The organism is Streptomyces sp. NPDC046909, from assembly GCF_040644695.1.
Lineage (GTDB): Bacteria > Actinomycetota > Actinomycetes > Streptomycetales > Streptomycetaceae > Streptomyces.
In genome coordinates this window covers 322109-348864 of record NZ_JBEYXC010000004.1, presented here as the reverse complement: position 1 = coordinate 348864, position 26756 = coordinate 322109, and the positions used below count along the sequence as shown (strand labels likewise).

Annotated in this window: 21 protein-coding genes and 1 pseudogene; 5 read left to right on the top strand and 17 right to left on the bottom strand. The window is 72.0% G+C overall.

Annotated features, from left to right (window positions below; translation table 11 throughout):
* The first annotated feature begins 129 nt into the window (after positions 1–129).
* Positions 130–2940, top strand: coding sequence for a serine hydrolase (locus tag ABZ928_RS14595; protein ID WP_361518132.1), 2811 nt, complete (start codon positions 130–132; stop codon positions 2938–2940).
* 242 nt (positions 2941–3182) lie between these two features.
* On the top strand, positions 3183–5051 hold the full coding sequence (locus ABZ928_RS14590; protein WP_361518131.1) for an MFS transporter: 1869 nt from the start codon (positions 3183–3185) through the stop codon (positions 5049–5051).
* A 115-nt stretch (positions 5052–5166) separates the two neighbouring features.
* Here the strand turns inward: ABZ928_RS14590 and ABZ928_RS14585 are convergent, their stop codons facing one another.
* Positions 5167–6033 carry a MerR family transcriptional regulator gene (locus tag ABZ928_RS14585; protein WP_361518129.1) on the bottom strand — a complete coding sequence of 289 codons (867 nt, stop codon included), beginning with the start codon at positions 6031–6033 and terminating at the stop codon, positions 5167–5169.
* Between the two features lie 219 nt (positions 6034–6252).
* Between ABZ928_RS14585 and ABZ928_RS14580 the strand changes: the two genes are divergently transcribed.
* Positions 6253–7263, top strand: a complete 1011-nt coding sequence (locus ABZ928_RS14580) for a LuxR C-terminal-related transcriptional regulator (RefSeq protein ID WP_361518923.1) — start codon at positions 6253–6255, stop codon at positions 7261–7263.
* A 3-nt stretch (positions 7264–7266) separates the two neighbouring features.
* Here ABZ928_RS14580 and ABZ928_RS14575 read toward each other — a convergent pair whose 3' ends face one another.
* The 12 genes from ABZ928_RS14575 to ABZ928_RS14520 form a co-directional block, all read right to left on the bottom strand.
* Entirely contained in the window at positions 7267–8628 is a 1362-nt protein-coding gene (locus tag ABZ928_RS14575; protein ID WP_361518127.1) for a methylaspartate mutase, read from the bottom strand.
* On the bottom strand, positions 8625–9044 hold the full coding sequence (locus ABZ928_RS14570) for a cobalamin-dependent protein (RefSeq protein WP_361518126.1): 420 nt from the start codon (positions 9042–9044) through the stop codon (positions 8625–8627). Before ABZ928_RS14570 ends, ABZ928_RS14575 begins: the two co-directional genes overlap by 4 nt.
* Positions 9045–9148: 104 nt before the next feature.
* On the bottom strand, positions 9149–10402 hold the full coding sequence (locus ABZ928_RS14565) for a fatty acid desaturase (protein ID WP_361518124.1): 1254 nt from the start codon (positions 10400–10402) through the stop codon (positions 9149–9151).
* Positions 10399–11820: a 3-carboxy-cis,cis-muconate cycloisomerase gene (pcaB, locus tag ABZ928_RS14560; protein WP_361518122.1), complete on the bottom strand. Its 1422-nt coding sequence runs from the start codon at positions 11818–11820 to the stop codon at positions 10399–10401. Before pcaB ends, ABZ928_RS14565 begins: the two co-directional genes overlap by 4 nt.
* Positions 11817–13775, bottom strand: a complete 1959-nt coding sequence (locus ABZ928_RS14555) for an FAD/NAD(P)-binding protein (RefSeq protein WP_361518121.1) — start codon at positions 13773–13775, stop codon at positions 11817–11819. The genes pcaB and ABZ928_RS14555 overlap by 4 nt, the downstream gene beginning before the upstream one ends.
* The gene (locus ABZ928_RS14550; protein WP_361518119.1) at positions 13765–15039 is read right to left on the bottom strand and encodes an ATP-grasp domain-containing protein; all 1275 of its coding nucleotides are present in this window, start codon (positions 15037–15039) and stop codon (positions 13765–13767) included. Before ABZ928_RS14550 ends, ABZ928_RS14555 begins: the two co-directional genes overlap by 11 nt.
* Before the next feature lies 1 nt (position 15040).
* Complete coding sequence (locus tag ABZ928_RS14545; RefSeq protein WP_361518117.1) at positions 15041–16300, bottom strand: MFS transporter; 1260 nt, start codon at positions 16298–16300, stop codon at positions 15041–15043.
* Entirely contained in the window at positions 16297–17529 is a 1233-nt protein-coding gene (locus ABZ928_RS14540; protein WP_361518116.1) for an ATP-grasp domain-containing protein, read from the bottom strand. The genes ABZ928_RS14545 and ABZ928_RS14540 overlap by 4 nt, the downstream gene beginning before the upstream one ends.
* Entirely contained in the window at positions 17513–18784 is a 1272-nt protein-coding gene (locus ABZ928_RS14535) for an ATP-grasp domain-containing protein (protein WP_361518114.1), read from the bottom strand. Before ABZ928_RS14535 ends, ABZ928_RS14540 begins: the two co-directional genes overlap by 17 nt.
* Positions 18777–20810 (bottom strand): hypothetical protein, encoded by a 2034-nt coding sequence (locus ABZ928_RS14530; protein WP_361518113.1) that lies wholly within the window; start codon positions 20808–20810, stop codon positions 18777–18779. The genes ABZ928_RS14535 and ABZ928_RS14530 overlap by 8 nt, the downstream gene beginning before the upstream one ends.
* A complete protein-coding gene (locus ABZ928_RS14525; protein ID WP_361518111.1) occupies positions 20794–21144 on the bottom strand; it encodes a 4Fe-4S dicluster domain-containing protein in 351 nt (116 codons plus the stop codon). The genes ABZ928_RS14530 and ABZ928_RS14525 overlap by 17 nt, the downstream gene beginning before the upstream one ends.
* Positions 21145–21211: 67 nt before the next feature.
* Positions 21212–21373 carry a hypothetical protein gene (locus tag ABZ928_RS14520; protein WP_361518110.1) on the bottom strand — a complete coding sequence of 54 codons (162 nt, stop codon included), beginning with the start codon at positions 21371–21373 and terminating at the stop codon, positions 21212–21214.
* Between the two features lie 269 nt (positions 21374–21642).
* Here ABZ928_RS14520 and ABZ928_RS14515 point away from each other — a divergent pair, with 269 nt between their 5' ends.
* Complete coding sequence (locus ABZ928_RS14515) at positions 21643–22893, top strand: pyridoxal phosphate-dependent aminotransferase (protein WP_361518108.1); 1251 nt, start codon at positions 21643–21645, stop codon at positions 22891–22893.
* Positions 22894–22991: 98 nt separating this feature from the next.
* Here the strand turns inward: ABZ928_RS14515 and ABZ928_RS14510 are convergent, their stop codons facing one another.
* Together ABZ928_RS14510 and ABZ928_RS14505 are read right to left on the bottom strand one after the other, a co-directional pair.
* A complete protein-coding gene (locus ABZ928_RS14510; RefSeq protein WP_361518107.1) occupies positions 22992–23495 on the bottom strand; it encodes a glutathione peroxidase in 504 nt (167 codons plus the stop codon).
* Positions 23496–23504: 9 nt separating this feature from the next.
* Positions 23505–24488, bottom strand: coding sequence for a winged helix-turn-helix domain-containing protein (locus ABZ928_RS14505; RefSeq protein WP_361518105.1), 984 nt, complete (start codon positions 24486–24488; stop codon positions 23505–23507).
* 71 nt (positions 24489–24559) lie between these two features.
* On the opposite strand from ABZ928_RS14505, the gene ABZ928_RS14500 reads away from it, so the two are divergent.
* Positions 24560–25798 (top strand): MFS transporter, encoded by a 1239-nt coding sequence (locus ABZ928_RS14500; protein WP_361518103.1) that lies wholly within the window; start codon positions 24560–24562, stop codon positions 25796–25798.
* Here ABZ928_RS14500 and ABZ928_RS14495 read toward each other — a convergent pair.
* Positions 25769–25873 (bottom strand): annotated as a pseudogene (locus ABZ928_RS14495) (DUF397 domain-containing protein); the annotation flags it as partial. The gene ABZ928_RS14500 and the pseudogene ABZ928_RS14495 overlap by 30 nt on opposite strands.
* Positions 25870–26703: a helix-turn-helix transcriptional regulator gene (locus ABZ928_RS14490; protein WP_361518102.1), complete on the bottom strand. Its 834-nt coding sequence runs from the start codon at positions 26701–26703 to the stop codon at positions 25870–25872. The gene ABZ928_RS14490 and the pseudogene ABZ928_RS14495, both read right to left, overlap by 4 nt.
* Positions 26704–26756: the final 53 nt, after the last annotated feature.

Sequence of the window (26756 nt, the reverse complement as noted above, 5' to 3'; positions counted from 1 at the left end):
TAGGTATGTCGTTCTCGTCTACCGCAGGAGCCAAGCCCTCACACAGGACACTGGTACATGGTTCGGACAGCGCGGGGGAGCGGTGTCAGGGCGGGCGGTCAGACGGGTTCACGGGTTTAGGAGGCATCGGTGGCGGGCGAGTTCCCCGACAGGTCGAATCAGCGCGAGTCGTCGGCAGAACCGACGTCGGGGAGCACGGGTCCGGTTCCCGAGGCCCGGGACCCCCGCCTGGCGGTGACACGGGACGCGGAGCCGCCGGCGGGGCGTGGTGGCGTGGACACGGCGACGCGGGTGTTCTCGGCGCGGGACGTGGCGAAGGTACGGGCCGCGGTGGCGGAGGCCGAGGGTTCCGGGGCCGAGGGTTCGTCGGGTGCGGGTGCGGATGCTTCGGGGGCGGGCGAGGGCCGGGAAGGCGCTGAGGACGCTCCTGAGGACGCCGCTGAGGCTGCTGCCGAGGGCTCCGAGGGTTCCGGAGCGGATGACTCCGAGTCCGTCTCGGAGGGCGGCACGGACGCGTCCGGCGACGCCGAGGGCGCCGAGGGCGCCAAGACCGACCCCGCGGACGACGCCAGGCTGCGCGCCGCGGTGTCGGCCTGGGTGCGGACCGGGGACGCGGCGGGTACGACGGACTCCGGGGACGGGGAGACGGCGGCGCGGGACGACAGCCGCACCGAGTCGGAGGAGCCGTCGGAGAGCGCGGTGACGGAGGACGGGACCGCCGAGGCGACGGAACCCGAGGACGGCACGGATGCTGCGGGGAAGGCGGACGGCGATCCGGAGGCTGACGCCGAGGCCGAGAACGGGACCGCCGAGGCGACCGAGCCGGAGGACCGGACGGACGGTGCCGGGAAGGCGGACGCCGAGCCGGAGGCTGAGGCCGGGGTCGAGGACAGTGCCGAGGAGGCTGACGCCGGGACCGAGGAGGGTGCCGCTGTCGAGAGCACCCCGGGTACGAGCACCGAGGCCGACGCCGACGCCGCGGAGGAGGGCACCGACAGTCCTGCCGTACCGCCCGCGAAGGACGCCGAGGACGCCGAGCCCGAGCCCGACGCACCGGCTCCGAAGCCCGCCCGCCAGCCCGACCAGCCCACGCGCACCCTGCGCGCCGCGGACGTCGCGGCGGCGAGGAAGGGCCGGCCCGAGACCGCCGACGAGGCCGCCGATGGCGAGGACGCCTCGCAGGCTAGCCCCGCACCCGGCACCGAAGGCGACAAGCGTGCCGCCGCTCCGGCAGCCGCCGACGGCAGGGACGCCTCGCAGGCTCGCCCCGCACCCGGCGGCGAGAGCCGTGAGCCCGCCACCCCCGCAGCCGCGGACGGCAAGGGCGGCCCGCAGGGGCAGTCCGCGCCCGGCGACGAGAGCCGCAAGTCCGCCACCCCCGCCCCCGCAGCCGCCGACGGCGAGGACGCCCCACAAGGGCCACCCGCAGCCGACGACGAGAGCCGCACGGGTGGTGCGGGTGGGAAAAACAAGGCCGAAGGCGGAGCCGAGGCGTCGGGGGTCGATCAGCCCACCGCCATGCTCAAGCTGCCGAAGCCCGCCGCCGCCAAGCCCGAAACCGCCCCCGAGCGCACCAGCAAGTTCGTCGCGCTCAAGCCCGACGTCACCACCCCCGTCCCCCAGGTCGGCCCCGAGCGCACGACGCAGCAGCCGCTGCCGCCGAAGCCGCCGCTCGATCTGCTGGCCGAGCTGACGAACACCCCGCCGCCCCCGGAGACCGCGCTCAGGACGACCGTCCGCCGGGTGAAGATCTGGACGCCGCTGGTGCTGCTGCTCGCGGTCGTGTTTGCGGTTGTGCAGGCCGTACGGCCGCTGCCGACCCCGGCGCTCCAGCTCACCGCCAGCGACTCCTACTCCTTCGACGGCAGCAAGGTCGACATCCCGTGGCCCGCCGACGGACAGGCCGCCCTCGACGTTCAGGGCATCGGCTCGTTCGGGTCGTCCGGTGAGCAGAAGCCCGTACCGATCGCCAGTGTCGCCAAGGTCATGACGGCGTACGTCATTCTCCGCGACCACTCGCTGAAGAGCGGCGCCAAGGGTCCGGACATCACGATCGACCAGACCGCCGAGGACCAGTCGAAGGCCGGTCAGGAGTCGACCGTCGACGTGACCGCCGGTGACAAGATCAGCCAGCGGGAGGCGCTCGAAAGTATCTTGATCGCTTCCGCGAACAATGTCGCGCGGCTTCTCGCCCGCTGGGACGCCGGGTCCGAGAAGGGGTTCGTCGAGAAGATGAACGCCGCCGCCGAGGACCTCGGGATGACGAACACGACGTACACCGACCCCTCGGGACTGAACGACACCACCGTCTCCACCGCCGTGGACCAGGTGAAGCTCGCGAAGAAGGCGATGGAGTACCCGGCGTTCCGCGAGGTCGCCGCGATGATGTCGTACGACGACTACAAGGGCACGAACCACTCCAACTGGAACCAGCTCGTCGGCAAGAACAACGTCGTCGGCATCAAGACCGGCACCACCACCTCCGCCCTCGGCAACCTCGTCTTCGCGGCGAAGAAGGAGGTCGGCGGCGAGACCCGCACCATCGTCGGCGCGATCATCCGCCAGCCCGCGGGCGGCCCGGAGAACACCATCCTCAGCGCCGCCCTCTCCGGAGGCGACGCGCTGATCCGGGCCGCGCAGGGCGCGCTGGAGTCCGCGACGATCATCAAGAAGGGCGATGTCGTCGGGTACGTGGACGACGGCCTCGGGGGCCACACCCCCGTCGTCGCCACCAAGGACGTCACCGCCGTCGGCTGGTCGGGCCTCACCGTGAAGCTGACGTTCGCCGGCGACGACGTACCGCACACCGCGAAGGCCGGCACCCAGGTGGGCACGCTCACCGTCGGTGACGACTCCGCCGGTGCCGTCAAGGTGCCCGTCGCCCTCCAGAAGGACCTCGTCGAACCAGGCTTCACGGACAAGCTGACCCGCATCGCCTGAGCCGTAGGTCAGGCCAGAAGGGAAAACCGGGGCGACGTAGCCGTACGCATCCCACCGGCCGGGTACCCGCCGGGGCGCCCGTCGGCGATGGGGGTCCCTCCCGCTCGAGCGAAGCCGAGAGTGGGGGAGCGTGCTAGCGTCGCGAATCGGGGCAGGTCGCCGGTCCCGGGGACGCGGTCGTGAACATGGCCGGAACGGGACGCGGCCGAGAACAGAAGACGGGACACGGGGAGTGCCTGAAGGTGGCCACAGCCGAGCCGACACGCGCCGACGACGCCGATCCGGGCCCAGGAAGCGGCCCGCGAATACGCGTGCCCGCGCCGCGTGACAGCGGGGAGCACGAGAGCGGTCGTACGGAGGTTACGGAGGTAACGCCGTCGGCCGTCCGCTCCGGCTTTCTCGCTCTGCGTGAGCGTCTCCTGAGGCACCCGGTGCTCTCCCTCACCGCGCTGTCCGGTGTCCTCCACATCGTCTGGTTCTTCACCTTCGCCAACAGCGGCGGCGACCTCGCCGCGCAGGACGCGTGGGCGGAGTTCGTCGGCCGGCACCCCGACTCGGCGTACAACCTGGCCTGGTACGGCGGGATGCACCCGGTGTCGTACAGCGTGGTGTCGCCGTATCTGATGTCGGTGCTCGGTGTCCGTACGACGATGATGATCGCCGGTACGGTCTCCGCCGGGCTGCTGACCCTGATCCTCCTCCGCAGCCGGTCGGTGAAGAACCCGCTGTGGGCGGCGCTCGCGGGTGTGGTGGCCTTTCTCTGCAACGCCGCCTCCGGGCGGGTCACCTTCGGGCTGGGCACGATGTTCGCGCTGGGCGCGGTCGCGGTCGTGTTCTGCTGGCCCCACCGCTGGCGCTACAAGCGGTGGGCGAAGGCGCTGTGCGCGGCGCCGCTGGCCGCGCTCGCCACGATGTCCTCGCCGGTGGCCGGACTGTTCGTGGGGATCGTGGCCGCCGCGCTGTTCCTTCAGAAGCGGCGGCCGGGCGCGTGGGCGCTGGGCCTCGCGCCGACCGCGGTCGTCGCGGTGTCGGCCTGGCTGTTCCCGTTCTCGGGGACCCAGCCGATGGGGTTCGGCTCGGTGATCCTGCCGTTCTCGTACGGCGTCCTGGTGTGCGTCCTCGTCCCCAAGGAGTGGAAGACGGTCCGGCTGACGGCCGGGGTGTACGCGCTCGGGGTCGTGCTCGTCTGGCTGATCAGCTCGCAGATCGGCACCAACATCTCGCGGCTGCCGATGCTGTTCGCGGGGGTCGCGCTGGTGGCGGCGCTGCCGTTCGCGGTGCCGCGCTCCCGCAAGTGGTACGCGATCGTCCTGTCGATCGCCGTGTTCGCCGGGTGGATCGGGTTCAAGTCCGTCGACGACGTCGTGCACACCACCCCGGCCGCCTCCTGGGCCCGTGAACTGGCCCCGCTCGTCAACGAGCTCCAGGAGGTCGGTGCGGAGAAGGGGCGCGTCGAAGTCGTGCCCGCGCGCTCCCACCGCGAGGCCTCCGCGCTCGCCCCCTACGTCAATCTGGCCCGGGGCTGGAACCGGCAGGCCGACATGGAGCGCAACCCCCTCTTCTACGACGACACCCTCAACTCCGCGAACTACCACGAGTGGCTGGAGCGCTGGGCCGTCCACTTCGTCGTCCTCCCCAAGGACGCGCCCGACGGCGACGGCGGCGAACGCGAGCGCAAGCTCGTGCAGCGCGGGATGCCGTACCTCAAGCAGGTCTGGGGCGACGCCAACTGGCAGCTCTTCGAGGTGACCGACCCCGCCCCGCTCGCCGAGCCCAACGCGGTCGTCGAGCGCGCCGAGCAGGGCGAGTGGACGCTCCAGGTGAGGAAGCCGGGGCGGATCCTCATCCGCATCCCCTACTCGCCGTGGCTGAGCATCGTGGACGCGGACGGCAAGAGCCTCAAGGGGCCCCAGGAGACGGAGGCGTCCAAGGACCGGGCCGACGGGGAGCCGAAGACGTACGACAACGTCAACGGGTGCCTGATGGAGACGGAGGAGGACGTCCACGGCGACAAGTGGACGGAGCTGCTCGCGCCGAAGGCGGGGACGTACCGGCTGGCGGCGCCTTATCAGTTGCCGCGGGGGACTCCGTGTCCCGATGAGTTGAAGTGACCGTACGTCGGGGCTGAGGCCGGGTGGGTGCGCTTGCCCGCGCTGGCGGGGTGCCGCCTCGCTTTGGGTCGGGAGCCGCCCCTAGCGGCACGCCTGCCCGCAGACGGCGCGAGGCTTACTTCACCGGAAACGCCACGTCGCACACCGCGTCGTCCGGCCCCGCCGCGTCCCAGTCCGCGAAGTAGATCTCCCGGCACGGGCCCGCCTGCTCCAGACCCTCCCGGCGCATCCACTCCTCCACCGCCTCGAACGCGGCCATCAGCTGGGGATGGGCCACTTGCGCCTTGGTGACGCGCGTGTACGCGAACCGCTGGGCCGGGTCGACGCGGACGTTCGTCTCCCAGGCCCGACCGTGTTCCGTCGCCCACGCCCGTGCCGCCGTCTCGTCGGTGACCGGTACGCAGGACTCGGCGGGGCCGTCGCTCTCCATGGAGACCTCGGAGTGGTAGAGGACGAACGGCGGAGCCGTCACGCCCCCGCACTGCCGTGCGGCTTCCTCCAGGCGTCCCAGGGACGCGCCGATCCAGGCCGGCAGCTCGTCGGCCAGGGTGTGCCGCTTCTCGGTGATCACCACCTGCTCCGGCAGGTCCACCGTCTCCACCACGAACTTTCCGTACATCTCGGAGCTCCTCCCCGACAGTCGTCCACGGAGGTACTCGGCGAGCGTCCGCTGCCCCGCCACCCGCGCCTCGACGTCCGCCCAGTACGCGGCCAGCACGTCCGCGCCCGCCGCGCCGCCCGCCTCGACCACCTCGGCGATCCGCGCGAGCGGCATGTCGAGCTGGCGGAGCATCGCCACGAGCCGGGCGCGTTCCACCTGGGCGGCGCGGTAGTAGCGGTAGCCGCTGGCCTCGTCCACCCGGTCCGGGGTCAGCAGGCCGAGGCGGTCGTACAGCCGCAGGGCCTTGGCCGAGAGGCGGGCCCGCGCGGCGAACGCGCCGATGGTGAGCAGTTCGTCGGTCACCGGTTCATCCTCCGTCACCGGACGGCTTCCTCCGCCCGGTGAGCAGAACGCTCGGCTCTGCCCCAGGGGCAAGGTCAAACGCGCGGTCGGACCCGGGCGGCGTTCCACCCTGTGGGCACCTACTGGTCGGTCGCTTAACAAGCCTGTTACGGTTCCGGCCGGGTTACGGCAAGGGCGCCGTCCTCTGGTTCTTTGCAGTGCGGTGGAACGGGGACGTGGGACACCATGGGCCGCTTGGTGTGGGACAGGCTGACCGATCTGAGGCTTCAACCGGGAGACGCGCGTGTATACGGGCGGGTCCTCGACGGCACGCCCGTGGACGTGCTGTCGCTCGCCGGTGAACTGGGTCTCACCGAGGCCGAGCTGACCGAGTCGCTGGAGCGGCTCGTGGGCCTCGGCCTGCTGCACCAGGAGGACCCGGACACCCCCCGCTACACCCCGGTCGGCCCGGAGTCCGCGGCGCTGCTGACCCTGCTGCCGCTGGAGACGGAGCTGCGCAAGCAGACCGAGCTGATCGCGCACGCGCGCCGGGACCTGGAGAGCCTGGTGCCCGTCTACCACAACAGCCTGGCCTGGCGGCAGCGCGCCAAGGGCGTCGAGGTGCTCAGCGAACTCCAGGACGTGCGCAACGTCCTGGCCGAGCGCGCCGCCAACTGCCAGGAGGAGGTCCTCACCGCGCAGCCCGGCGGCGGCCGCCGTACCGAGGTCCTGGAGGAGGCGATCGAGCGGGACGAGGCGATGCTGCGCCGGGGCGTACGGATGCGCACCCTGTACCAGCACAGCGCCCGCTTCAGCCTGCCGACCGCCGCCTACGTCGAGCGGATCACCCACCAGGGCGGCGAAGTGCGCACCGCGTCCGCCGAGTTCATGCGGCTCATCGTGTTCGACCGCCGGGTCGCGGTGATCTCGCACGCGGGCAACAGCCTGGGCGCGGTGCTCATCGAGGAGCCGAGTGTCGTCCACTTCGCCGTGCAGGCCTTCGAGCACGTGTGGTTCAACGCCGATCCGTTCGAGGTCGACACCTCACGCGAGCACATCGAGTCGCTGTCGGAGGACGTCGACAAGGCGCTGCTGCGGCTGCTGGCCAGCGGCATGGACGACGCGGCCATCGCCCGCCGCCTCGGCGTCTCGCCGCGCACCTGCCAGCGCCGGGTCTCCCGCATCCTCGACAGCCTCGGCGCCCGCAGCCGCTTCCAGGCGGGCTATCTCATCCACAAGCACGGACTGCTGGCCGAGCCGAGCAAGTGAGGCTCAGCGGGGGCCGGTCGGCCCGGTCGGCCCGGTCGGCTCTCCGAACAGGCGGGGAAAGTGGTCGATGTCCTTCGTCAGCGCCTCGTACACGTCCGTCGGCCGGGTCCGCAGCGCGTCGGTGTTCCGGTCCCGCAGCTCCCGGGGCAACGGCAGCCCGCCCGCCGACAGGATGCGGATCGCCCCGTCCTCCGCGCGCCCCGGGATCACCGCCGAGCGGGCGTGCCGGCTGGCGCTGAACGGGATGTCCAGGGTGCCGTCGGCGAACGCGGCGGCGATGGCCTCGTACAGGTCGAGGCGGCTCTCCAGCACCGGCGTGACCAGGGCGTCGACCTCGGCGAGGATCCAGTCCAGTTCCTCGGCGATCCGGGCCTCGTCGAGCCGCCAGCCCGCCAGCAGGGGTGAGTTGGCGCGGGCGGCGAGGTGCAGGCCGTCGATGATGGCGCGGGTGTCGGGGATGCCGTACGCCTCCTGGTACGTCTTGGTGATCAGCTTGGTCGCGCCGCCGTACCGGGCGACGAGCGCGCCGTAGAGGATGAGGTCCTCGGCGTGGGCGCGTTCGCGCGGGTAGACGCCCATGAACTCATGCAGCACGGCGTGGACTTCGACGCCGGGCGGCAGATGGCGGGCGGCGAGCAGCGGGATGGCGCGCAGCGCGGCGACGTCCTGCTCGGCGTGACCGCCCTGCGGGTAGGCGACCGAGACGCAGCGCACGCCCTCGCGGGCGGCGGCGACGGCCTCCAGGACGCTGACGGCGAGACTGACCGAGGGCGGCATGAGGACGGCGGTGAGGGTGCCGAACAGCTCCCGGTCCACGACCAGCCCGAGCTCCGCGAGCTGCCCGCAGGCCGCGTCGACCTCCCGCCAGGCGGCCAGAGAGCGTTCCAGCGGTACGTCCTTGGAGTACGGGAGGTTGTACGAGATCCCCCCGCCCTCGAAGGACGTGATCCCGGCGGCGACGGCCGTGCGGAACAGCACGCGCGCGTCGGGCGACCCGTGCCGGATCTCCAGTGGCGCCCGTACCGCCTCGTTGAGCTCCCGGCCGCGCCGCCAGCCGTGGGTGACCAGCGGATAGCCGTTCAGATCGGCCGGGTTGCGGTCGAGGGCGGCCCGGGCGTGATCGAAGCGGCCGAGCCGGGTGTGCGCGTCGATGGTGAGCGACAGCACGTCGGGCGCGGCGTGGTGCTCGATGTCCCTGAGCAGGGTGGCCATTTGGGGGTGCGAGCCGACCCCGCACCGGGGCTGGAGCGCGAGCCGCCCCGCCGCACGCGCCTCGCGGAGTACGTCGGCGGCGGTCGGCTTCCCCAACTCCCGGACATAGGCGACGGATTCATCGAGCGTCGGCAGCTCGGTGGCGGTCGTCATACGGCGCCCGCCGTGGCCCGGTCCGCCAACTCATCCAGCACGGCGGGCAGTTCGGACGCATCGCCCAGCACCCGGTGCACGCCGAGCGTGTACAGCCGCTCGATGTCGGCGGACTGCTTGTGACTCCCCACGGAGAGATTGCCGCCCACGATCACAGGGCAGTTCAGCAGACCCCGGGCACGGGCCGAGGGAAGGTCCCGCAGATCCTCATACGCATGCCCGTTGAGACTGCCGACGAGCACGGCCTCGGCGTCCGGGTGGGCCCGGTGGGCGGCGGCGAACTCGTCGACGGTGGTGCAGGTACCGAGGTTGACCACATGGAACCCACGGGCGCGAAGGGTGTGCGCGATGAGGTGATTGGCGACGGCGTGACTGTCACTGGCGGCGACGCCGAGGATGACGGTGCGGGTGTGCATAGGGGGCGGCTCCGATGAGATTGCGGGGGTGGAGGGGGGCGCAGCCCCCCTCTAGGGGCGCGGGGAACTGCGCGACCAGCCACAGCGGACCAGCAGACGAAGAACTAGTCATCGAACGCGGCGAACAACTCCCGTCGACTGACATCCCGGATCCGCCGCACATCGAACTCCACCGGGTCCGCGACGGACAACGAGTCGAAGACCAGGTTGATCGCGGCCACCAGCCCCCACACGTGGTGGTACGGCGGCCACCCACCCCCGCCCCCACGCTCCGCATCGGCCTGGCGCGCGAAGAGATAGTCCGCCCAGTTCCGCGCGGCCGGAAGCCGGTGATGGAAGTCATGCACGACGGTGTCCCCGGTGAGCACCAGATACCGCGACGGCAGATGCACGAACAGCATCCGCGCACCCCAGCGCAGTCGCCCCCCGGCCGCGGGCAACGCCTCCCCGATGAAGATCGCGTTGGTCAGCGAACCGAAGTACGCCTTGCCGCGCCGCTCGGTCAGCGACGGGTCGGGGAACGTGTGCTTCACGCACAGCCGCAGCGTGTTGCTGACCTGGAACAGCGGCACGAGCGGCACGAACCACACGACCAGCAGCGCCGCCCAGGTCCCGGTCAGCACACCGGCGAGCAGCGAACCGCCGTACAGCGCACCCGCGGTGATCCGCTCGGCGCGCGAGCCCTCGTGCCAGAAGGACCGCACCCGCGCCACCGCGAACGTCGTGTGGAAGACCGGCGAGAACAGCTTGCCCAGCATGCGCCGCCACATCTGCCGGCGGGTCATGCCCGGGTGCAGGTCGAGGCTGATCAGGAAGGCCTGCACGGTGGGGTCGCGCAACGTCATGTGGTGCGCGGCGTGGTGGTCGGCGACATGCTCCTCGCTGTAGCGGGAGAAGTGCTGCACGATCAGCAGACTGGAGACGGCCCGCCCGATCGCCGCGTCCAGCTTCTTGCGGCGGAACATGTTCCGGTGCGAGCACTGGTGGTAGATCATCATCCGCAGATTGCGCATGCCGTGCAGGGTCATCGCCCAGCCCGGCAGCAGCAGAAGCAGCCAACTCCCGCCCAGCGTCCAGCCGGTCACCGACACGACCACACCGGCGGCCATCGAGAACAGCGCCGAGAAGAGATGGAAAGCGGGCGTCCACCACCGCAGCGGGGCCTGCCCGGCGAGCGGTCTGCCGGTCAGGAGGGTGAGCGGGTACTGGAGGGCGCGGGGCAGCCGCCGCATGGACTCGCGGACGGGATCGACGCCGGGTGGCGTGAGGGGCGAGGCGAGGTCCGGGACGGTGACGTCCGGGACGGTGACGTCCGGGACGGTGACGTCCGGGACGGTGAGGTCGGACACGACGGTCATCGGTTCTCCTCCTGCGGCGCCGGGCCGAACTCCCGCCGTACGAGCGGGCCGGCCGCGCCGGTGTAGCGCGTCGGGTCGAGCAGGTCGGCCAGTTCGGCGGCCGACAGGGGAACGGGAAGGTCGGGGGCGAGCACCTCGCCCAGCGGCCGTCCCGTGAGGTCGGCCTCCAGGGCGGCCCGGGTGAGCAGCGCCTTGGCGGCGGCCCGGCCGAGCCGGGGCGTGAGAACGGCCGCGAGCCGCTCCGACACCACCTGGCTGCCGGTGAGTTCGAGATTGCGGCGCATCCGCTCGGGCCGTACGACGAGCCCCTCGACCAGTTCGGCCGCGCAGCCCGCCGCGCCCCCGGTCAACCGCAGGGCCTCCCGCAACGGCTGCCACTCCGCGTGCCAGGCCCCGGCCGACCGCTCGTCCTCGGCGAGCATGCACTGCTGCACCACCGAGGCGAGCGCGGGCACTTGGAGCGCCGCCGAACGGATCAGCGTGGACAGCACCGGATTGCGCTTGTGCGGCATCGCCGAGGAGGCACCCCGCCCGGCGACGGGCGGCTCGGACACCTCGGCGACCTCGGTACGCGCCAGCGACTGCACATCCACGGCGATCTTGCCGAGCGCCCCGGTCGTCAGAGCGAGCGCGGCGGCGATCTCGGCGACCGGAGCACGGAGACTGTGCCAGGGCAACGCCGGTGTGTGCAGCCCGAGTTCGTCGGCGTACGCGGCGGCGAGCCGGACGTCGTAGTCCTCGGCCCGTCCGGCACCGGCGTACTCCAGATACCCGGCGAGCGTCCCTGCGGCCCCGCCGAGGGAGACGGGAAGCCCTTCGCCGAGGATCCGCTCGACCCGGCCCCGCGCATCGAGCACGCCCTGCCGCCACCCCGCCGCCTTCAGCCCGAACGTCGTCGGTACGGCGTGCAGGGCGAGCGTCCGCCCGGTCATGGCGGTGTCCTGATGAGCGACGGCGAGCCGCCCCAGGGCACGTGCCACACGACCGAGGTCGTCGCTGATGAGCCCGAGCGCCGTCCGGCACACCAGCATGGTCCCGGTGTCGAGCACGTCCTGGCTGGTGGACCCCCGGTGCACATACTCGGCGGCGCCGGCATCCCGCCGGGCGACGACGTCCGTGAACGCCGCGACCAGCCCGACCACGGGATTGGCGGTCTCCCGAGCGGCCCGAGCGACAGCAACGGCGTCGATGACTTCGGCCCGAGCGGCCTCACTGATGACCCGCGCGGCCTCCGCGGGCACGGTCCCGAGCCGGGCCTGAGCCCGCGCCAGCCCGGCCTCGGCATCCAGCATGGCTTGCAGCCAGGCGAGATCCCCGACGGCGGCGGCAACGGGGGTGCCGACACGAACGGGGGAGAGGAGCCCGAGGTCGGCTTCGGGGGACGGAGTGAGCGTGCGGTGGTCGGCGGTGGCGGTCATGCGACTGCTCCCGCGAGATCGGTTGCCGGTGCTTCGTACACGTCCAGCCCCAGTACCGCCCTGGCCACCGCGTCACTGTCCCCCAAGGTCACCGAGTCCACGCCCGGCCGAATCCCCGCAGCCGTCACCCAATGCACAGCCTCGGTAGGCACCCCATGAGCGAACCGACGAGGATGAGGACGCCCGGTGGCATCGACCACGTGATACGGCCGCCCGGTGACCTCCAACCCGCCGGTCTCGTACGACGTACCGTCCGCCGCCCGCACCCGGAACGGCCGCCCCGCACCCCCCGCCAGCAGATGCCGCAGCAGCGGATCAGCCGTGCGCCGCACATCCGGCTCGGGAAGCCGCGCCTCGATCAACACCCGCCCGCTGAACCGCACCCCGGGAACATCGGACTCCAGCACGAACCCCTCCGCCGAGGCGGTGACTCGAGTCCCCGGCCCCGCGATCCACAGCACCCCCGCCTCGATCAGCGCCGCCATTTGCTCGATCCGATGCGCGGGCGGCCCGATGGACAGAAACGCGTTGAGCGGCGTGTACCAGCGGTCGAGGTCGTCGCGGTGCGAGCGCCCGTCGAGCCCACCGTGGTCCACGGCGAGCCGGATCTCGTTGCGCAGATCGCGAAGCACATCGAGCGCGGCCTTCAACGGCCCGCTGAGGTTGCCGAGCCGCGCGGCGCGCACATCGGCCCGCAGATGCCCGAGCAGCCATGCGGTGAAGTCGTCGTGGGAGGTGAACTCCCGTTTGCCGTAGGGCTGGTGGATCAGGTCCCAGTCCCAGCGCTCGGCGTCCGTGACACCCGCCTCCGCCAGCAGCCGCTCCTCATCACCGCGAGCGGCGGTCAAGAACCGTGCGGCGAAGGCCTCGGCCTCGGCGCGGTGCACGCGGGTGGCCAGCAGCGTCTCGTAGTAGACCGTCTCGACCTCCTTCGCGATCAGCGGCCACAGGTCGGCACGGAAGTCCAGCCGGTCCCCGTGCCGCAGCCCGTCCCCGTCCCGCAGCCGCTCGATCCGCTCCGGCGTCAGCAGCCGGGGCAGATGACGGCCGTGCGCGCCCTTCTCGTTCTCGCCGCGCGCCTGGTACGGCACCCCGCGCCGGGAGCCGGCGCGGATCAGCGGCTCGCGCCCGGAGGGGCGGTAGGCCAGGGCCCCGTCGGCGGTCCGCTCGTACGTGCCGCCGCGCCCCTCCGTGAACAGGGCCATGTGGTCGAAGAAGTTGAGCCCGAGCCCGCGCAGCAGCACGGTCTCGCCGGGCGCGACGAGCCGGTCCAGGGCGAGGTCGGCGGGGTTGGCGGGCGGTACGTAGGTGAGGTCGCGGTCGATGGCGTGGAGGGCGAGTTCCTCCTCGGCGGAGGACATACGGGCGGGAACATGGCCCTGGGTGAGTACGACGGCGGCGAGGCGCGTGAGCCGCGTACCGTCGTCCAACAGGACGTCCTGGTAGGGCGGTTCGGTCGGGTCATCGTCCACGGCGACGGCCCGCGCCCGGTGCACCCGCACACTCACCCGCTCCGGAGCCCGCCGCACCACCCGCTCGAAGGCCCACTCCAGGTAGTGCCCGTACAGCGCGCGCGAGGGGTAGCTGTCGGGGCCGAGGTCACGGGCCTCGGCGACGGTGGTGTCGTCCAGGTCCTCGGTGCCCTCGAACGGGCCCATGAGGGTACGGAAACGGGCCCACTCGTACAGGCTCGGGCCGGGCTCGTCGGGTCCCTCGATGCGCACGCTGGCGTCGGTGAACAGGGTGATCTGCGAGGCCACGGTGTTCATCAGCAGATGCCGGGACTGGTCCGTGCGCCACACCCGCCCCGCGCCGGGCCGGTCCGGGTCGACGACATGCACGACGACCGGCCCGCCCTGCCGCCGGCCACGCGCGTTGGCACACAGCCGCTCCAGCACGGACAGCCCGCGCGGCCCGGCACCGACGACACAGATCTCAAGTCGCTTACCGTTCATGACTGTCGGGCTCCTGGGCTTCGTACAGGGTTACGGTGATCAGGTCCGCCGCCTGCTGTGCGGCGCGCTCGGCGTCCCGGGCGTCGGTGCCCGTGGTGATCACGGAGCCGAGCCGGTCCCAGGAGGAGCGGACGTCGGTGACGGTGTCGCCGGGCCCCCGGGTGAGGTCCACGCGGACCACACCGGGCCGGGCACGCACCGCGTCGGCGCCGTCGAGGGCGGCGATCGTGCCGGGGCGGGGCGCGGTGAGGAAACGGATCGCGGCCGCCCGTACGGGAGTTGGTGCCGGGCCCGTCTCCTCGCCCAGCAGGCCGGCGATCCAGCGGTCGTGGAGATCGACGTCGTACGCCAGGTCGATCAGATCCATGATCCGGTCGCCCGGGGGACGCCCTGCGCACTCGATGAGCCGGGGCCCGTCGGCGGTGAGCACCCACTCGGCGTGGAGGATGCCGCTGCCGTAGCCGACGGCGTCGACGAGAGCCTGCAACTCCCGTGCCCAGAAGGGTTCCTGGGTGTGGACGGTGTGGCCGGTCTCGACCGGGTTGGGGCCGTCGAGGGTGTACTTGCGGGTGACGTTGCAGAAGACGACCCGCCCGGCGTCGACGAGGCCCTCGGTGGAGAACTCCGGTCCGTAGAGGCGTTCCTCGACGAGATAGCGCCAGGTCATGGGCCGGTTGGCGAGCTGGCGTCCCTCGTTGGCGCCGGTGCAGTGGCGCCAGGCCGCCTCGGGGTCGGCGCCCGCGTCGAGGAGGAGGACGCCGAGGCTGGCCTGACGGCCGGCGGGCTTGACGACACAGGGGCCGCCGGACGCGAACGCGGCGATGTCGGCGGGGGAGTTGACCTCGCGGAACGCCGGGGTGGGCAGTCCGGCCGCGTTCGTCGTCTCGCGCAGCAGCAGCTTGTCGCGCAGGACGACGGCGGCCTTGGGCCCCGGTCCGGGCAGCCCGAGTTCCTCGGCGGCGCGGGCGGCGGCCTCGACGGCGTACTCCAGTCCGGCGAACACGGCGTGGACGGGGCCGGAGTCCCGTACCAAGTCCCGTACGGCGTCCAGGAACTGCTCGTCCTGCTGGTAGCGGCCGAAGCGGATCTCGCCGAGGCAGGGGTGGGCGGCGGCGCGGGCGGCGAGGCCCTTCGCCTCCCACAGGTCGGCCTCCTCGATCAGGGTGACACTGCCGGCGGGGCGGGTGCCGTCGAGCGCGGCGAGGACGCCGTCGTTGTAGCCGATGAGCAGCAGACGCAGGTCAGGACTCTGTTCGGTGGTCATGTCAGTGGGCTCCCTTCGGGGCCGTACGGACGAGGGCGGCGGCCAGCAGGCCGAGGGCGGCGAGGGTGAACCAGTAACCGGCGGCGAGGCCGTGCGCGGTGGCGAGCAGGAAGAGCGAGCCGCCCGCGAAGGAGCCCGCCGACTCACCGGTGGCGGTGGCGACTTGGCGCAGGTTGAACACCTCGACGACCGGCCGGTCGCCGTCGAGCCCGGCGAACGCGGTGGAGACGGTCGGCGTGAACACGGTCTCGGCGAGTGTGAAGACGACGAGTGCGGCGAACGCGGTCACCAGGCCGTCGCCGTCCGCGCCCAGCAGCACGAAGGAGACGGCGAACACGGCCGTGCCGAGCCGGAGATGGCGCATCGGCGACACCCCACGCGCCAGCTCGCGGTTCATCCACACGGTGACCGGGATCTGGAGGACGACGACCAGGACCGCGTTGAGCGTGAAGTACCCGGCGCGCACGGCCGTGCTGTCGCTGAGGTCCGCGATCCTGAGGGCCAGCGCCGAGAAGAACTGCGCGTACAGCAGGCTTCCGGCGGCGGCCAGCAGCGACACCCGGCGTACGGCGGGGTCGGTGACGACGACCTTCAGCAGGCCCAGCTTCAGCGGGGGCCGGGTGTCGCCGTCGGAGAGCCGGAGCCCGCGCGGCACGGTGAACGCCACGGCCACGGCGGCGGCCGCGTACAGCGCGCCGACCAGTCCGAGCAGGAGTCCGTAACGGGCGCCGCCGAGCAGCAGGTTGGCGGCGACCGGGCCGAGCGCGGCGGAGATGTTCACGGCGACCTGGATCGCCGAGAAGACGGTCGACCGGTCGGCGTCCGCGTCCAGCGTGACGGCCACATAGGCCCGTGCGGTGAGCGCGTTGACGCTGATCCCGAACCCCGCGACGACGAGACACAGCACCACCGCCCACGTCCCTGGCACCACCGGCAGCACGGCGAACGCCCCGGCCGCGAGCAGCAGCCCGCCGACCATCGCCGCCCGCACCGGCATCCGCTGCAACAGCCCCCCACAGGTCAGCGACCCCGCCCGCACGGCGACCGTCAGTGACAGCAGCGCCGTACCGACCCACCAGGCCCCCGCGCCGGGGTCGAGACGCGGGACGAGGAGGGGGAGGACCGGGAGGAGGGTGAAGTAACCGAGGTGGGAGAGGAGGTAGTCGAGGGTGATGGTGGCGAGGACGCGGCGGACGGGGGCGGGAGCGGAGGCGGAGGCGGGGGCTGGGGCGACGGACGGCTTGTCGGCTGTGGTCGTCATCGGGTCTCTCCTACGTCGGTCGTCAGCCGTACGTCCAGCCGCGCCCGTGCCGCCGTGAGCGTGGCGTCGACGGCCGCGAGGTCGGTCCCCTTGGCGACGAGCAGCCCGTGCCGGTCGGCGGAGCTGGTGACCTCCGTGAGGACGTCGCCCGCGCGGACGGACAGGTGCGCGGCGACCAGGGCGGGGTCCGAGGTGACCGTGTCCCAGCCGGTGACCGAGGTGACCTCGCCGGGGCCCAGGACCAGGAAGTCGGCCCCGGCGGCGCCGCTCGCGGCGGGCGGTTCGGGGACCGGGCGGCCCAGGAGGTCGTCCAGGAGGGTGCCGTAGAGCTCGAAGCCGGGGTGGGTCTCCTCCACGAGGGCGTGGATGAAGTCGCCGCCCGGCCGGGCGTGGATCTCGCCCAGCACGATGTCCCCGGCCGGCGTGACCCAGAACTCCGCGTGCAGCACCCCGTGGGTGAGCCCGGTCGCCGTGACCGCGCCGGCCACCGCGTCCCGTGCGGCGGCGGCCGTGGCCGGGTCCAGCGGGGCGGGGGTACGGTGCCCGGTCTCCACGAAACCGGCGCCGGTGCGCTTGGCGGTGAGGGCGAGGATCCGGGGCTTGCCGCCGACCATGACACCCTCGGCGGAGTACTCCGGCCCCTCGACGAACTGCTCGACGAGGAAGGGGAGTTCGAGGCCTCGGGTGGCCGCGTCCAGCTCGCCGGGGTCCCGCACAAGGGCGACACCGGCACTGCCCATGCCGTCCCTCGGCTTGACGATCCAGGGCCCCTCGGTGGCGGCCAGGAACCGCGCCGCCTCCTCCCGATCGGCCGCCACGGCGAAGGCGGGCTGCACGAACCCCGCCTCCGCGAGCACCGCCCGGCAAAGGTCCTTCGTCCGTACGGTCCGAACGGCCTCCGGCTCGTTCCCCGCGACCCCCAGCGCCCGCGCGAGGTGGGACACGGCGAGCACACAGCCCTCCTTGACGGTCACCACGGCGGCGACATCGGGATGCGCGGCGGCGAAGTCCCGGCAGGCGTCGAGGTCGCCGTACTCCAGAGGCAGGGTCACCTCGGCGGGCATCCGCCACACGCCGGACTCCAGCGCCCGGGGCGTGTCCGCCCCGATGAGCCGCAGCCCACGGGAGCGGGCCTGGGCGGCGAGCCGGGTCAGCTGGTCCTGGCCGTGGGGGGAGGGGGTGGTGGAGCCGACGACGAGGACGGCGTCGCTGTCAGCGGGCGTCGGCATCCGACACCCTGATCGTGATCGCGGCCTCGGCCGCGTCCAGCGAGGCCTGCACCGCCGCCGCACTGTCACCCGTCGCGAGGATGACGCCGATGGTGCCGGTCATGTAGTCGGCGGGCGGCAGCTGCACCTTCGCCCCCACCGCCCGTTCCACGGCGATGTGCTCGACGCCCGCCACCCGCAGCGCGTCCGCCACGCCCTCGATGCCGGTGAGGACACCGTCGGCGGGGGCGAGCAGCTTGCGCAGACCGGAGTGGAGGGAGGGGCCCTCGGCCGCGCGCGGAGGCTGCCCGGTCGCGACCCGTACGGTGTTCTCGCAGAAGGAGACGCCCGTGGCGAGCCCCACCAGGTGCGAGGTGATGAAGTCGCCGCCGACGCGTGCCGCGCACTCCACCATCCGCGCCTTGCCGTCGGGCCCGACCATCGCCTCCAGGTGGAAGGTGCAGTCGTCCATGCCGAAGGCCTCGGCGACGGCGTGCGTCAGCTCGTGCACCGCCGCCACCGCGTCCGCCGGAAGGGACGTCGGGAAGGCGTGCCCGACCTCCAGGCGGTACGGCTCGGTCGTCGTCTTGTCGGTGATGCCCGCGATGTGCACCTGCCCGCCCTGCACCCAGCCCTCGATGCTGTGCTCGGTACCGGCGAGGAACTGCTCGATGACGATCTCGCCCGCGTGCCCGGTGAAGACGCGGTCCACGTCCGGACGGACGTACGCCGTCAACTGCTCGAAGGCGGGCCGGAGTTCGTCCTCGCCGTGCACCTGGTAGATGCCCTTGCTGCCGTTGCCGGTGGCGGGCTTGAGGACCAGCGGGTAGCCGAGGTCGGCGGCGGCCTTCGCGGTCTCGTCCCAGGTGATGACACGGGCGAAGCGCGGCGAGAGGTCGGGGCGTACGGAGGACAGCGCCTGCCGCATCAGGAACTTGTCGCGGGCGATGCGTGCCGTCTCCGGCGACGCGGCCGGGAGGCCGAGCCCGAGGGCGACACGGCTTACGGTCTCGACGGCCGGGTCGGACCAGGTGACGACACCCACGACGTCGAACTCGGCGGTGATGGCGGCGACCGCGGCGTCCACCGCGGCGGCGTCGTAGGTGTCGACCTGGTGGACCGTACGGACGATGTCCGCCGGCAGCCCCGCCGGGGGCGCGTCGGCGATCAGGGCGACGCCGTAGCCGAGGCGGTGGGCGGCGTAGAGGGCGGAGCGCTGCTCCAGCGGGGTGCGGCGGAGGTTGATGTAGACGAGGACCTGCTGCGGCTCAGACATGGCTCTCCAGGGAGGGGACGGGACCGGCGATGGAGGTGCGGTGCCAGCGGTGGTCGAAGGAGGTGACCTCGATCGGCCGCCCGGCGACGGCGGCCGCGGCGACCCGCTCGGACAACTGGGCCAGGAACCGGGCGACATGGGTGACCCCGATGAGGTCGGCCTGGTCGAAGGGCTCCCCGGTGCAGCGCAGCACGCGCAGGTCGGTGAGGCTCTTGAAGGTGATCTCGTCGGTGACGCGCACCGGTTCGGGGCTGCGCGCGGAGAAGCGGATCAGGTTGGCGACATGGCCGCGGTGGTGCAGATCGGAGTGGACGGCGAGGTCCGGCAGCACATGCGGGGCGAGGAAGTCCCGGGCCTGCACGGCGGGGTCCTTGGGCAGGTTGCCCGGCATGACGTGCCAGGTGTTGTACTGCATGCGCGCCGACATCGCCCACGCCGAGTCCGCGACCTTCACCCGGTCACCGCCGTGCAGCTCGAAGGCGCGGGCGGACGGCACGACACAGCAGTAGAAGTCGGGCAGTTCCCAGGAGACGATCTCCGCCCAGTCCCGCCGCCCGAGCGCGTCGATGAGCTTCGGCAGCGAGCGGATCCCGCGGCTCATCGCGAAGTCGGCGCCGAAGAGGTCGACGGAGGCGTCCACGGTGGCGTGCACGAGCGCCTCGAAGCCGGTCGCGAACTCGCCCCGCGGGGCCCGCAGCCAGGGGTCGTCCAGGACATCCAGTACGGCGGCGAAGTCCCGTCCGGCCCCGGGCAGCAGGTCGGACAGCCGCTCGCAGACGCCGAGTTCATGACGGCCGGGGCGTTCGGCGCGCGGCAGGGCCCGCTCCGACTTGCGACGGATGGTGGCGTTGATGTCGTAGTGGATGCGGCGTTCGGCGACCAGCACGGCCCGTGCGGCGGCGATCTGCGCGGCGGCCGTCAACAGGCTGTGGACGGAGGGGAGTTCCGCGACCGGGATCTCGTCGATCGACAGCTCGGGAGCCGCCTCCAGGTAAACGGCCCTGGTCGTACGGAAGTTGTCGGCGACATTCTCCAGGGTCAGCTGCACCCCGTTGAAGCTCTCGACGCGGTTGGGGCCGCCCGAGGAGTACGCCAGCCACAGGCACGTGACGACCACGGCCTCCTCGTCCGTCCACAACTCCAGCGGCAGCCGGTCGAGATGGTGGAAGAAGCAGTCGGGGTGGGTGGGCAGCAGGCTCTTGCCGGTGAGGTTCTTCTCGTCCTTCAGGTTGGAGAAGACCGAGTCGTCCTTGTAGAGCATGACCGGCGGTACGAGGAACACGGCCCCGCGGATCGCGTCGACAGCGGTCGTACGGCCCTCCTGCCCGAGTTCCGCGAGCAGCGCCCGGCACTCGGCGACCTCGTGCTCGGTGCGCCGCCGGACGTCCGTGAACAGCCCGGCGTACGCGGCGAGATCCTCCGGGCTCCAGGAGATCCGGGCGGCCACGCCGGTCGCGGCGGCCTCGGCGGGCAGCGACCGGCGCTGCGGCACGGTCACCACGAGCCGGCCCTGGGGGGAGAGGGCGAGGGTGCTGGTGAACGCGGCGTCGGCGGGCGGCTGTTCGGGCCCGCCGGGTTCACCGGCGCCGGGCGCGCGACCGGGCGCGGTGAGCATCCGCACCGCCGCCGTCTCCGCGCGGGTCAGCGACCGCCAGGCGGTGTCGGCGTCGAGCCGGCCGCCGAGGGTGACGAGGGTGTCGACCATGTCGCGGGTGCTCGCGGCGGAGCGGGCGGCGGTGAGGGTCTGCTGGAGCAGCCGCGGGAACCCGGCGTCGTCGAGCGTCCGGTCGGGCTGCGGGGTGCTCCCGGCCTGCCGGTCCGCCCGACTGGGCCGCTTGCTGCGCCGGGCCTCCTCCATGGCGAGCCGCCGGGCACTCTTGGGGCGGGCCGAGGGCTCGGGGGAGGGGGCGGCGGCGGTCCCCGTGACCACGGCCCCTGTGTGCCTGAGGCTCTTCTCCGGCGCGGGCTGCTTGCTGTGGGTGTCCGTCCTGGGCCTGCTCGGCCGGGTCTCAGCTGCCGACTGCACGGAACGCCTCCTGTCCCTCGACGTAGGTCCACATGGCCTGGCTGGTGGGCTGCCAGTCGTCGTCCGGGTAGATGCAGTCGACGGGGCAGGCCTGCACGCACTTGGCGCAGCCGTTGCACAGCTCGGGGATGATCACGACGTCGAGGCCGTGGTTGTAGATCGCGCTGAACTGCGGCGGGCAGGCCCGCATGCACGAGTCGCAGCCGATGCACTCGGCCTGCTCGATACGGCGCGGCGCCTTTTTCCACTCGTCATTGCGGCGGTGTTCCTGGAGGCGCTGCGCGAAAGTCGTGGCGGCCACCGGTGCTTCTGTTCCGGTCTCGTCGCTCTGCATCGATTCGCTTTCCTGGAGAAATTCCTGGAGCAGGGAAGAAAGGGAATAGGTAATTCCGGGATACGGCTCAGCCCCAGCCGGTGTCGCTCGTGGACACCGTGGCCGACACGTTGACCTGCGTGGACCGCTGGTCCTGGAGTTCGGCGGAGGAGGCGTACAGCCCCGCGGAGAGCGTGACGGCGGACAGGGCGAGCGAGAGGAAAGCGGTGATACGGGCACGGCTGAGCATGGCGGTGTTTCGCTTTCTGGCACGGCGGACACCGGGACGGCGAAATCCCGGAAGGACTGGGTGGAAGTGCCCGGGGCGGGAATGTGCGACCGGCTCGGACGTCACTCATGTTCCGGTCCGTGGAGCGCCAAGATCAATGCCCGGCGACCGTCCTGATTGCGTCTGTCGTAACGCGACACAGGGGCGTTACCGGCAAAAGGTATGGATGCGGATGAATAGGGGTGCCAGTCCATTGCCGCCCCTCTCGGCCCGGTGCGATGCTGCCGCCCATGACCGCTGCAACCCCCGAGCCCCAGAGCCGCACCTCCACCGGCACCTCCGCCCGTATCTCCACCCGCGTCGCCGCCATCTCCGAGTCCGTCACCCTCGCCGTGGACGCCAAGGCCAAGGCCCTCAGGGCCGAGGGGCGTCCCGTGATCGTCTTCGGCGCGGGCGAGCCCGACTTCCCCACCCCGGACTACATCGTCGAGGCCGCCGTCGCCGCCTGCCGCGACACCGCCAACCACCGCTACACGCCCTCGGCGGGCCTGCCCGCGCTGCGCCAGGCCATCGCGGCGAAGACGCTCCGCGACTCGGACTACGAGGTCGCCCCGTCGCAGGTCCTGGTCACCAACGGCGGCAAGCAGGCCATCTACAACGCCTTCGCCGCGATCCTGAACCCCGGCGACGAGGTCATCGTCCCCGCCCCGTACTGGACGACGTACCCGGAGTCGGTCCGCCTCGCCGGCGGTGTCCCGGTCGACGTCGTCGCCGACGAGACGGCCGGCTACAAGGTCACCGTCGAGCAGCTGGAGGCGGCCCGCACGGAACGCACCAAGGCCCTCCTCTTCGTCTCCCCGTCCAACCCGACCGGCGCCGTCTACACCGCCGCCGAGACCGAGGCGATCGGCCGCTGGGCCGTCGAGCACGGCCTGTGGGTGCTGACGGACGAGATCTACGAGCATCTGGTGTACGGGGACGCCGAGTTCACGTCCCTCCCGGTCCTCGTCCCCGAGCTGCGCGACAAGTGCATCGTCGTCAACGGCCTCGCGAAGACCTACGCCATGACCGGCTGGCGGGTCGGCTGGATCATCGCCCCCGAGGACGTCGTCAAGGCCGCGACCAACCACCAGTCGCACGCCACCTCGAACGTCAACAACGTCGCCCAGGCCGCCGCGATCACCGCCCTCACCGGCGACCTCTCCGCCGTGGCCGCCATGCGCGAGGCCTTCGACCGGCGCCGCGGCCTGATCGTCCCGATGCTGAACGAGATCGAGGGCGTGGTCTGCCCGACCCCGGAGGGCGCCTTCTACGCCTACCCCTCGGTCAAGGGCGTCCTCGGCAAGGAGATCCGCGGCAAGCGCCCGCGGAGCTCGGTCGAACTGGCCGAACTCATCCTGGAGGAGGCGGAGGTGGCGGTCGTACCTGGCGAGGCCTTCGGTACACCGGGCTATCTGCGGCTGTCGTACGCGCTGGGCGACGAGGACCTCGTCGAGGGCGTGACGCGCATCCAGAAGCTGCTGGCGGAGGCGAGGGACTGAGAAGGGGACGGCGGTTGCCCGAGAGGGCCCGAGAAGGGCCGGGCAACCGCCGTACACGCCAAGGGAGTTACGGACCGGGAAGTCAGCCGCTGGGCGACTTACTTGATCGCGGACTCCACCGCGGCCACCAGCTCCGCCGACCCCGGCTCGGTCTGCGGCGAGAACCGGGCGACGACCTGGCCGTCGCGGCCGATGAGGAACTTCTCGAAGTTCCAGCGGATGTCGCCGGTGTGCCCCTCGGCGTCGGCGAAGGGGACGAGCCGCTCGTAGAGCGGGTGCCGGTCCTCCCCGTTGACGTCCACCTTCTCGGTCAGCGGGAAGGTCACGCCGTACGTCGCCGAGCAGAACTCCGCGATCTCCTCGGCGCTGCCGGGCTCCTGCCCGAGGAACTGGTTGCAGGGCACGCCGAGGACGGTGAAGCCCTTGTCGGCGTACTCCTTCTGGAGGGTCTCCAGGCCGGTGTACTGCGGGGTCAGCCCGCACTTCGAGGCCACGTTCACGATGAGAACGGCCTGGCCGGCGTACTGGGAGAGGTCGGCGGCGCCGCCCTGGAGGGTGTTGATCGAAACGGCGAGGGGAGAGGTGCTGTCAGCAGAGGTCATAACCGGATGCTAACTCCGGTAAGTGTCGGGCCGGTGTGAGGCCTCGACGAGTACGGTGCCGGCCGCCGTCCGCCGGTACAGCACCGACCGCCCCGCCCGCCGCCGCTCCACCAGCCCCGCGTCCAGCAGCACCCGCAGATGGCGGCCGACCGAGCCGAGGGCGTATCCGGTGACGGCGACCAGCTGGCTGGTGCTCATGGGGGAGCCGAGGAGGACGAGGACGCCGGCCCGGGTCGTGCCGAGCAGGGCGCCGAGGCTTGCGGGGACGGTGCGGGCGCCGGGGTCGGCGAGGGTGCCTGAGCAGCCGTAGACGATGGCGTAGCGGGTCGGGATCTCCCAGTACACCCAGCCGTGCCCGGGAGTGACCGGCACAAGGACGAGCTCGGCGCCGGAGATGTCCCGGGGCGGGTATTCGTGCACGTTCACCTGGAGCCGGTTGCCGCCCAGCCAGCGCGTCTGCCCCGGTTTCAGCGAGTCCAGCACCGCCGCCCAGCCGCCCCGGCTCACCATCGCGGTCCGGGCGACGACGTCTGCCTCCAGCACCTGCCGCCGACGGTCCCAGTAGGGCCGTACCGTCCGCGTCCAGACGTATTCCAGGAGGGCGGCCGCCCGCTCGGGCAGGTCGTCGCGCTCCAGGGCGGTGGGCAGCGGGCCGGGAAGGGAGACCCGCAGGTTGGCGCGGGCCTCCGCCGGGTCGGTCGCCCGCACCTGGGCCAGGGTCTCCTCCAGGGGCTCCCCGTCGCAGGGGAGGGGCGCCAGGAAGTCCGCGATCCAGGACTTGCCCAGCCCGGCGTGCACGAGCTGCGCGGTCACCGGATCGGCGGCCAGAAGGGCGCGGTAGCCGGGCAGATGATCGCGGAGCCAGGCGTCCTCGCCCGGATGGGCGCCGGTCCCGGCGTGCAGGAGCTTCAGGCTCGCGAAGGTCTCGGCGAACGGGGACAGCGCGAACCGGCTGCGCGCGAGCGTGTCGGCGTTGAGCTGCCACCACCCCATGAGCACCCCCGACCTTTCGCTGACGCGCGAAACACTAACGATTTCCCGCCACCAGCTCCGAGACTCCCTCCATGCGCAGCTACCGCGAGCTCTTCCGCGTCCCGGAGTTCACCCCGTTCTTCCTCTCCTACACCGCCTTCAACGCGGCCCTGACGATCGGCGGACTCTCCCTCGCCACGATGGTCTACCAGGCCACGGATTCCCCGCTCCTGGCGGCGCTGAGCATGTTCGGCCCACAACTGGCACAGGTACTGGGCGCGACCTTCTTACTCTCAGGCGCGGACCGCCTGCCGCCGAGGGCGACGCTGGCCTGGACGGGCCTGGCCTTCGCGCTGCTGACGGCGGTGCTGGCGCTGCCGGACCTGCCGGTCTGGGGAGTCTTCGTGGTCGTGGTGGCGCAGGGCCTGATCGCCTCGCTGGGCGGCGGAGTGACGGGCGGCCTCCTGAACGAGATCCTCCCCAAGTCCGGCTTCGTACTGGGCCGTTCGGTCTTCAACATGGCATCCGGCCTGATGCAGGTCCTGGGCTTCGCGACCGGCGGCGCGCTCCTGACCCTGCTGTCCCCCCGCACCTGCCTCCTCCTCGCGGCGGCCCTGTACGCGGCGGAGGCCCTCGGCTACCGCTTCGGCCTGACCGCCCGCCCACCCCGCGCCTCGGGCCGCCTCTCGGTGAGGGCGACCTGGCGCAACAACGCGTTCCTGTGGTCGTCGAGGGGCCGGCGTCTGACGTACTTGGGCCTGTGGCTCCCGAACGGCCTGGTGGTCGGCTGCGATTCCCTGTACGTCTCCTACGCCCCGAAGGCGGCGGGCGCGCTGTTCGCGAGCGGGGCGTTGGGCATGTTCGTGGGCGACGTATTGGTCGGCCGCTTCGTGAGCCCGGCCCTGCGCCCCCGCCTGGCCACCCCGCTGCTCCTGCTCCTGGCGACGCCGTACCTGCTCTTCGCGCTGCGACCGGGGGTGGTCCTGGCCGCGATGGCCGTCTGCCTCTCCAACGTCGGCTTCGCCGCGAGCCTCGTCCAGCAGGAACGCCTGATGTCCCTCACCCCGGACGACATGGCGGGCCACGCCCTCGGCCTCCGCTCCGCCGGAATGCTCACGATGCAGGGCGTGGCGGCGGCGCTCGCGGGCACGGTGGCCCAACTGACGTCCCCGGCAACGGGCATGGCGACGATGGCCACCGCGTCGGTGACGGTGACGGTGGCTCTAGCGGTCGCGGGTAAGCGTGAGGAACGCCGTCCAGGTGTCGCGGGTGACGGTGAGGCTGGGGCCGTCGGTGTTCTTCGAGTCGCGGATGTGGATGGTGCGGGGTGAGGTGGCGACTTCGAGGCAGTTACCGCCCTGCTCGGTGCTGTAGCTGGACTTGAACCATTTCGGTGCGGTGCTCATCGCTCTCCTAGCAAACGGTCCAACAGGCCTCTGGACTCCTTGGGGTTGAGAGCCTGTGTCCGCAGCATCGCATACTTGCGTTCCAACACGGAGACCTCGTCGGGATCGGCGATCATCCAGCCTTTGCGCTGCCCCTCGACGTAGGCGAGGCGCTGGTGGTCGACGGTCTCGACGAGGACGAAGGGTCCGGACAGCCCCGCGTGGAAGTCTCGCCCCATGGGCATGACTTGGAGGGTGATCCCGGGCGGGACGGCCCACTCCCGGAGCTGCCGCAGTTGCTCGTAGTACACCTCGTCCCCGCCCAGTCGGTCTACCAGAGTCATCTCGGAGATGATGAAGGTGGCGGTCGGCGGAACCTTGCGACTCAGGATCTCCTGACGCTGGATGCGGGCTGCGACTCGCGGTTCGATCTCGTCCTCGGTCAGGGCGGGCACCTCGTTCAGAAAGACCGCGCGGGCATAGGCCGGGGTCTGGAGAAGGCCCGGCAGGGCCTGGTTCTCGAACGACGACAGCGCAAGCGCCTCCTGCTCCAGGTCGATGTACTCCTCCGCCCACCGGGGGAACAGGTCGATCTCGGGCATGTGCGCCAGCGCGACCACCAACGCCCCCTTCGTGTCGAGGAGCTCGTCCAGCAGAGCCGCCAGATCCTCCTTCAGGGTCCGCCGCCCCTGCTCGATGGACGCGATCGTCTCCTCGTCCACTCCCACCCGCTCGGCGAGGGCCACCTGAGTCAGCCCCGCCGCCCGCCGGAACGTACCGACGAGACTCCCGACCATCTTCATGGCGGACGCGTTCTTCCGCTGCCGCGAGCTGCGGCTCTTGTTGCTCATGCGGAGGAACTCCCCATAAAGGGGCGTACGTTCACCCTTTGCCACCCGTACAA